This is a genomic window from Nocardioides sp., assembly GCF_036374615.1.
GTDB lineage: Bacteria > Actinomycetota > Actinomycetes > Propionibacteriales > Nocardioidaceae > Nocardioides.
In genome coordinates this window covers 1-3466 of record NZ_DASUTK010000192.1, presented here as the reverse complement: position 1 = coordinate 3466, position 3466 = coordinate 1, and the positions used below count along the sequence as shown (strand labels likewise).

The 3466-nt window shown below is 71.9% G+C and carries 2 protein-coding genes; one reads left to right on the top strand and one right to left on the bottom strand.

Annotated elements, in window-relative coordinates; translation table 11 throughout:
* Window positions 1–155 precede the first annotated feature (155 nt).
* The gene (locus tag VFZ39_RS14945) at window positions 156–2582 is read left to right on the top strand and encodes a LuxR C-terminal-related transcriptional regulator (RefSeq protein WP_330866572.1); all 2427 of its coding nucleotides are present in this window, start codon (window positions 156–158) and stop codon (window positions 2580–2582) included.
* Here VFZ39_RS14945 and VFZ39_RS14940 read toward each other — a convergent pair.
* The coding region (locus VFZ39_RS14940) for a 3-hydroxybutyryl-CoA dehydrogenase (protein ID WP_330866571.1) at window positions 2567–3466 on the bottom strand (900 nt) is incomplete at its 5' end. The genes VFZ39_RS14945 and VFZ39_RS14940 overlap by 16 nt on opposite strands.

Here is a 3466-nt window from a genome sequence, read left to right as displayed (position 1 = left end):
CAACACGACTACTGTGCTCGAAAGGCTGGACCTGCCGCATCGGTAGTCCTACCTAAACTCGTACGTACCGGCCTACCTATCCGTGGCGGTCGCCGGACGCGGACAATGCGGGACCCGCTCCGCGCACCGCACCGAAGGAAGGCAGTATTACGCTCGTGGACAGCCGAGTGATCGGGCGCGAGGATGTGCTGTCCGTGTTGCCTGCCGCCTTGGACTCCGAGCGGTGGCTGAGCCTCGTGGGTCCGCCCGGTTGCGGGAAGACCACCGTGCTGCGCACCGTGGTGCAGGACCGCGACGACGTGACCTGGGTGAACGCCCGTGGCATCACCGCGCTGCCTGATCTGCTGCGGACCTGCCTCGACGAGCTGCAGGTGGTCATCGCACCCTCCGACTCGCTCGAGGGAGCCCTGAAGCGGGCGCTGGACGGCGCGCACGGCTGGCTGATCGTCGACGGAGTCGACGTCGACGACTTCGACGAGGTCGTCGCCGACGTCATTGCGTCGACGTCCGAGGCGCGAGTGCTGACCACCTCGAGCACGGTGCACCCCGGCCCGGGGCGTCGGGTCGTGCGGTTGGGTCCGCTCCGCGTGCCCGCTGCCCACGAGCCGCTGACCGGCCCCGCGGTCGACCTGTTCTGCCGGATGGTGGTCGACGCGGGTGGACACCCGATCGATCTCGTCGAGGCCGAGGAGGATGTGCGTCGCCTGCTGCGTGCCAGTGGCGGGTTGCCGCTGCTGATCGAGCAGATGGCGGTCCAGATCGCGCTGGTCGGGATGTCCCAGGTGACCCCGACGGCCTCGCTGGCGGAGGCCGTGCAGGCGTCGTACGACCTGCTCGACGAGGACCAGCAGCGCTGCTTCCGGCGGCTGTCGACGATGTCGGTGCCCGTGAGCCTCGAGGTGCTGGCGGCGATCAGCGATGTCGACCTCGACGCCGGCCGCGAGCTGACGCTGGCGCTCGCGCGGCGGTCGTTGGTGGAGGCGCTGCCTGACGGCCGGATCGACATGCTGGTGCCGATCCGGCGCCACGGGGCCTTCCTCACCGCCACGACCGACGACGAGGCAGCGGCCGGCCGGGCACTCGTGCGGTGGGCCGACTCGGTGCTGCCGCGTGAGATGAACACCGGGGCGGCCGACGCTCCGTGGCTGACCGACCTGCCCACGATGCGGCTCGCGGTCGCCGCTGCCTGCCGGAACCCCGAGACGCGCGGCGAGGGCTACGCCCTGGCCAACCGCACGTTCTCGTCGCTCTACACGGCGATGCGGGCGCGCGACGCCGCGGAGATCCTCGAGACCGCGCTGCTCAGTGGGGATGGCCCGCCCGAGATCGGCGCTCAGGTCGCCCGCCGAGCCGGGATCGCCGCCTCGGAGGCGCGCGGCACCTACGAGGGGCTCTGGCTGCTCGACCGTGCCGACGAGCACGCCCGAGAGGCCGAGAACCCCGACCTCGAGACTGCGCGCACGGCCAGCATCCGCGCGGAGATGCACCTCGACGCCGGCGACCTCGACCACGCGGAGGCCGAGGCGCTCCGGGCGATCTCGCTCGACGCGGGCACCGACCAGATCGCACCGCAGGCGACCCGGACCCTGGCGCAGGCGACGCTCGTGCGCGGCGACTTCGAGCGAGCCTCCGAGCTCGCCCACTCGCTCCTCACGACGCGCCAGGATGACGAGCCCTGGCTGACGCTGTCGGCACGGTTGCTGCTCGCACGCATCGCGCTCGAGCAGGGTCGCCGGCTCGAGGCCGCCACCGCCGCGGAACGGGTGCGCGACGACGCACGCCAACTGGCCGAGGACCGGCTGGCGCTGCTCGCCGAGGTGGAGCTGTGCCACATCAAGCCCGCCACCTACCCCGCTCCCGAGGACGACGAGTCGTTCCCGTGGGCGGTCCGGCTTCCGGTCATGGTGGCCCAGGCCCGCCGACTCAAGCGCACCGGTCACCTGGCGCGCGCTGCCGGTCGGGCGGCCGACGCGGTCGTGCTCGCCGACAGCAGTCGGCTCGGGCGCGACGCGCTCGACGCCCGCCTCGTGCTCGGAGTCTCCCTCCTCCAGCAGGGCGAGGTCCATGAGGCGCGGGCGACCCTGCTGCAGGCGCTCGCCAACGCTGCCGCCATGCCGCACCCGTTGCGCGCTGCCGATGTGCTCGATGCGCTCGCGCAGCTCGTCTCCGCGACCGACGTGCGAGTGGCCCGGTCGCTGACGGGGGCGGCCCTCGCACTGCGTACTCCGCGCGGGGCGGGCAGCGCGGGGCGGTACCGAGCCCGGGACGTCGACCCGGCGCCGAGCGTGCCCGACGGCTGGCTCGAGAACGACCAGCTGACGCCGGGCGCCGTGGCCGACATCGCCACCCTGCTCGTGCCGACCCCGGGCGAGCCGAGCGCCGGCCCGCTCGACGCCTTGACTCCCGCCGAGCGCACCGTGGCGGACAAGGTCGCCGAGGGGCTCACCAGCCGTCAGGTCGCGTCGGAGCTGTTCCTCTCACCACGGACGGTGGACGCCCACCTGTCGCGGATCTACCGCAAGCTCGGTATCAACACCCGGGCCCGGCTGGCTGCCCTGGTGACCGATCAGCGGCCGCTGTAGTCGCGGAACCCGCGGCCGGTCTTGCGTCCCAGGTAGCCCGCCGTCACCAGGTGCTCCAGCAACGGCGCCGGCGCGAAGCCGGGCTCGCGGAACTCCAGGTAGAGCTCGCGCTGGATGGCGAGCGAGACGTCATTGCCGACCACGTCGAGCAGCTCGAAGGGGCCCATCGGGAGCGCGCAGCCGAGCTTCATCGCGGTGTCGATGTCGTCGGCGGTCGCGTAGTGCGCCTCCAGCATCTTCACGGCGTCGTTGAGGTACGGGAACAGCAGCGCGTTGACGATGAACCCCGCCCGGTCGCCGCACGAGACCGCCACCTTGCCGAGCTTCTCGCAGAGGGCGCGGGCGGTCTCGGTGACATCGTCGTCGGTGGCGACGGTGCTGACGACTTCGACCAGCTTCATGATCGCAGCCGGGTTGAAGAAGTGCAGGCCGATGACGTCCTGCGGCCGTGACGTCGCCCTGGCCATGGCGATGATCGGCAGGCTCGAGGTCGTGGTGGCGAGGATCGCGCCTGCCCCGCCATTCCCACCGCGGCAGATCTCGTCGAGGTTCTCGAAGAGCGTGGTCTTGACGGCGAGGTCCTCCGCGACCGCCTCGACGACCAGGTCCACGTCCGCGAGGTCGTCGAGGGCGGTCGTGCCGGAGATCCGGGCAAGAGTCTCGGCCTTCTCCTCCTCGGTCGCCTTGCCGCGCTGGACCTGCTTGTCGAAGCTCTTGCTGACCGCTGCCACCACGCCGTCGACCTTGTCCTGCCCGCGGCCGACGACCAGCACGTCGTACCCCGCCTTGCCGAACACTTCGACGATCCCGGTGGCCATGGTGCCGGTGCCGACCACGCCGACCCGGTTGATGTCGTGGCGCAGCCGAGGGGCGTCGTCGGCTGA